The organism is Caulobacter sp. D5, from assembly GCF_003185805.1.
Classification (GTDB): domain Bacteria; phylum Pseudomonadota; class Alphaproteobacteria; order Caulobacterales; family Caulobacteraceae; genus Caulobacter.
Genome location: NZ_QHJY01000336.1, coordinates 1 through 3899, shown reverse-complemented (window position 1 = coordinate 3899; position 3899 = coordinate 1). Strand labels below are relative to the sequence as shown.

Genomic DNA, 3899 nt, shown 5'->3' with positions numbered 1-3899 from the left:
GCGGGCGGCTGTGAGATCCTCCCCCTCTGGGGGAGGTGGCCCGAAGGGCCGGAGGGGGGCCGTTTTCAGCCGCCGCGGCGCCGGCCAGCTTGCAGCAACTTCCCTCTCCGTCCGCTTCGCGGCCACCTCTCCCTTCAGGGAGAGGGTCGCAAAACCGCGTTCTCCGCCGCCCTTGCAAGCGGCCCCGGCGGAACCATATGACGGTCACGGGCGCTGGATTTTCAGACCCGCAACGGACCCGAAACACCATGGCCGCCAAGGCCCTCATCGCTCTCGCCATCGTCGCGGCCATCGCCGTCGGCCTGCTGCTGCCCACCCCCGGCCGCCAGCACAAGGCGCAGGCCAGCCAGTCGCAGATCGAGACGATTGACATCAAGGGCAGCTGAGGCTGCCCGGGCGACGCCCCTCCCCTCTTTCGTCATCCCGGCCGTAGCGCGCAGCGCGGAGAGCCGGGACCCAGGGGCCGGCGCAAGGCGTCGGCGACCGAAAGGGCGTCAAGCCTGACCGCGGAGCCCGGTCCCCTGGGTCCCGGGTCTGCGGACCGCTGCGCGGTCCTTCGCCCGGGATGACGACGGAGGGGGCCTCACGGCCGCCCCTGCTTCTCCAGCTCCTCGACCCTGCCCGCGCAGCCCTTCAGGGTCGCGCCGTCGATCCAGACCTCGGCGGCGTGGCTGAAGGCGCGGTCGGACATGCCGTCGGAGCAGGGCTGGGGCGTCAGGCGGAAGACCAGGCGGTGGCTGGCGGCGCCGGGCTCGGCGGCCGGCTGCTCGGCGTCCCAGACGCCCTGCTCGCCGTCGATGCGCACCCCGGGATTGGGCAGGGTGACCGCGCCGCCCTCCATGCGATCCAGCAGAAGCCCGCCCTCGCGGATGCGGCCGCTCCAGAACGGCTCGGTCCCGACGAGGTCGAAATCGCCGCCATAGTCGGGACCCACGCTCGTCGGGGCGTCGGCCGGCGCGGCGCTGGCGCCCTCGGACTGGCCCATCGGCCCGTCGCCGCACCCGGCCAGGGCCAAGCCCAGAGCCAGGCAAAGAGCAGCGATGACGGTTAAACGCATCATGCGGGCGCTATCCTCGAAGCGGCGGCTCAAGCTAGTCTACGGGGTACGATGAATCACAACGCCGCCCCCGTCTTCTACGAATTCTTCGCCGGCGGCGGCATGGCCCGCATCGGCCTCGGCGAAGGCTGGACCTGCGCCTTCGCCAACGATTTCGACCCGGTGAAGGCCCAGACCTACCGCGCCAACTTCGCCGACGCGGAGGATCACTTCCACACCGGCGACGTCTTCAAGCTGGAGGCGGCCGACCTGCCCGGGCAGGCGGACCTCGCCTGGGCCTCGAGCCCCTGCCAGGACTTCAGCCTGGCCGGCGCGCGGGCGGGCCTGCACGGCGGGCGCTCGTCGGCGTTCTTCGGCTTCTGGCGGTTGATCGAGGCGTTGGACGCCGAGGGCCGCGCCCCGACCACCATCGTCATCGAGAACGTGGTCGGCCTCCTGACCTCGCACCGCGGCGAGGACTTCACCGCCCTGTGCCAGGCTCTGGCCGATCAGGGCTACCACTTCGGGGCGCTGGAGATCGACGCGGCCAGCTTCACCCCGCAGTCGCGGCCCCGCGTGTTCGTGGTGGCCACCCGGGCGCCGACCGAGGGCCTGACCGGCCAGGGGCCGTTCCACAGCCGCGCCGTGCGCGAGGCCGCCGCCCGCCTGCCCCAGGCCCTGAAGGACCGCTGGCTGTGGTGGGCCCTGCCCGCCCCGCCGGCCCGCAACACCGACCTGTCCACCGTGCTGGAGCCCGACGACGCCGTCGAGTGGCGCGGCGAGGAAGCCACCGCCGCCCTGCTGGACCTGATGGCCCCGGCCCACCGCGCCTCGGTCGACGCCCGGATCGCCTCGGGAGAGCGGGCCGTCGGCGGCGTGTTCCGGCGGATGCGCGGCGGCGAACAAAGGGCGGAAGTGCGCTTCGACGGTCTGGCCGGATGCCTGCGCACCCCGCGCGGCGGCTCTTCGCGGCAGACCCTGCTGGTGATCGACAAGGGCGTGGTGCGCTCGCGCCTGGTCACGCCGCGCGAAGGGGCCAGGCTGATGGGCCTGCCCGACAGCTACGCCCTGCCCAAGAGCGCCACGGCCGGCCTGCACGTGATCGGCGACGGCGTGGCGGCCCCGGCCGTGCGCTGGCTGGCCGAGCACCTGCTGACTCCGCTCGCGACCAGGAAATCTGCGGCCCTGGCGGCCGAATAGGTCGCTGACACGCAAAACCCCACGGCTTAAGGTGGAGATCACCCAAGGGCCGAATTTCAACGCTCCGAGAGACCATCATGGACGACGCTTCCAGCCTGTACGACGCCGCGCGCTTCAAGCGCGCCGGCCGGGGCAAGATCTACGACTCCATCCTCGACACCGTCGGCGACACCCCGATCATCCGCCTGCCGCGCCTGACGGCCGAGCTGAAGCCCAAGGGCGAGGTCGTGGCCAAGCTCGAGTTCTTCAACCCGCTGGCCTCGGTCAAGGACCGCATCGGCGTGGCCATGGTCGAGTATCTGGAAGCCAAGGGCGTGCTGAAGCCCGGCGGTTCGATCGTCGAGCCGACCAGCGGCAACACCGGCATCGCCCTGGCCTTCGTGGCCGCGGCCAAGGGCTACAAGCTGACCCTGGTGATGCCCGAGAGCATGTCGATCGAGCGCCGCAAGATGCTGCTGCTGCTCGGCGCCAAGCTGGAGCTGACCCCGGCCGAAAAGGGCATGCGCGGCGCCGTCGCCCGCGCCCAGGAGATCGTCGAGGCCACCCCCGGCGCGGTGATGCCCCAGCAGTTCGAGAATACCGCCAACCCGCTGATCCACCGGGTCTCGACCGCCGAAGAGATCTGGAACGACACGGCCGGCGCCGTGGACGCCGTGGTCTCGGGCGTCGGCACCGGCGGCACGATCAGCGGCGTCGGCCAGGTGCTGAAGGCCCGCAAGCCGGGCCTGAAGATGGTGGCCGTCGAGCCGGAAGCCTCGGCCGTGCTGTCGGGCGGCCAGCCCGGCCCGCACAAGATCCAGGGCATCGGCGCCGGCTTCGTGCCGGGTATCCTGGACCGCGGCGTCATCGACGACATCGTCCAGGTCAGCAACGACGACGCCTTCGCCATGGCCCGCAAGGCCGCCTCGACCGAAGGCCTGACCGTCGGCATCAGCTCGGGCGCGGCCCTGACCGCCGCCTTCGACCTGGCCCTGCGCGACGAATACGCCGGCAAGCTGATCGTGGCGATCATCCCCAGCTTCGCCGAACGCTACCTGTCGACGGCCCTGTTCGAAGGGCTGTAGGGCCCCTCATGCTCGTCATCCCGGAAAGCCCGCAGGGCTTATCCGGGACCCAGGGGCCGGCGCATTGCGGCTGCCCCTGGGTCCCGGCTCTCCGCTTCGCTGCGGCCGGGATGACGACTGATTTTGGCGCGACGGAGGGCATGCAGCCCCTCCCCCGCGTTCCCTTACGATGACCACCGACGTCTTCGATCCGGCCAAGCGCTCGGCCGTCATGGCCCGGGTGAAGAGCAAGGGCACCACGCCCGAGCTCGCCCTGCGCCGGCTGCTCACCGCTCTCGGCGCGCGCTACCGCCTGCACCGCAAGGATCTACCCGGCTCGCCCGACCTCGTCATGCCGGGGAGGAAGCTGGTGTTCTTCGTGCACGGCTGCTTCTGGCACGGCCACGACTGCGCGCGGGGCGCGCGGGTGCCCAAGGCCAATCGCGACTACTGGCTGGCCAAGGTGGCGAGGAACAAGGCCCGCGACGTCAGGAACGAGGCCGCGCTGGTCGAGGCCGGCTGGCGGGTCGAGACGATCTGGGAATGCCAGATGAAGGACGAGGCCGCGCTGGTGGAGCGACTCAAGGAAAACCTCTCCCTGAACCAAGCTCACCTCTCCC

The 3899-nt window shown here is 71.4% G+C and carries 5 protein-coding genes and 1 pseudogene; 4 read left to right on the top strand and 2 right to left on the bottom strand.

The window, feature by feature from the left end:
- Window positions 1-248: 248 nt before the first annotated feature.
- Entirely contained in the window at window positions 249-386 is a 138-nt protein-coding gene (locus tag DMC18_RS26675) for a hypothetical protein (protein ID WP_199228285.1), read from the top strand.
- A 197-nt stretch (window positions 387-583) separates the two neighbouring features.
- On the opposite strand, the gene DMC18_RS19980 is transcribed toward DMC18_RS26675, so the two are convergent.
- Window positions 584-1060, bottom strand: coding sequence for a COG3650 family protein (locus tag DMC18_RS19980; protein ID WP_110117704.1), 477 nt, complete (start codon window positions 1058-1060; stop codon window positions 584-586).
- 48 nt (window positions 1061-1108) lie between these two features.
- Between DMC18_RS19980 and DMC18_RS19975 the strand changes: the two genes are divergently transcribed.
- Together DMC18_RS19975 and cysK are read left to right on the top strand one after the other, a co-directional pair.
- Window positions 1109-2236: a DNA cytosine methyltransferase gene (locus tag DMC18_RS19975; RefSeq protein WP_110133243.1), complete on the top strand. Its 1128-nt coding sequence runs from the start codon at window positions 1109-1111 to the stop codon at window positions 2234-2236.
- A gap of 77 nt (window positions 2237-2313) precedes the next feature.
- A complete protein-coding gene (cysK, locus tag DMC18_RS19970; RefSeq protein ID WP_110117705.1) occupies window positions 2314-3300 on the top strand; it encodes a cysteine synthase A in 987 nt (328 codons plus the stop codon).
- 41 nt (window positions 3301-3341) lie between these two features.
- Here the strand turns inward: cysK and DMC18_RS27040 are convergent.
- Window positions 3342-3446, bottom strand: a pseudogene (locus DMC18_RS27040) (hypothetical protein); the annotation flags it as partial.
- A 23-nt stretch (window positions 3447-3469) separates the two neighbouring features.
- On the opposite strand from DMC18_RS27040, the gene DMC18_RS19965 reads away from it, so the two are divergent.
- A partial coding sequence (locus tag DMC18_RS19965; protein WP_110133242.1) for a very short patch repair endonuclease occupies window positions 3470-3899 on the top strand: 430 nt, incomplete at its 3' end.

Bases quoted from the DNA above. Each gene is read 5' to 3' on its own strand.
- DMC18_RS26675 (WP_199228285.1), top strand. From the start codon at position 249: ATGGCCGCCAAGGCCCTCATCGCTCTCGCCATCGTCGCGGCCATCGCC.
- DMC18_RS19980 (WP_110117704.1), bottom strand. From the start codon at position 1,060: ATGATGCGTTTAACCGTCATCGCTGCTCTTTGCCTGGCTCTGGGCTTG.
- DMC18_RS19975 (WP_110133243.1), top strand. From the start codon at position 1,109: ATGAATCACAACGCCGCCCCCGTCTTCTACGAATTCTTCGCCGGCGGC.
- cysK (WP_110117705.1), top strand. From the start codon at position 2,314: ATGGACGACGCTTCCAGCCTGTACGACGCCGCGCGCTTCAAGCGCGCC.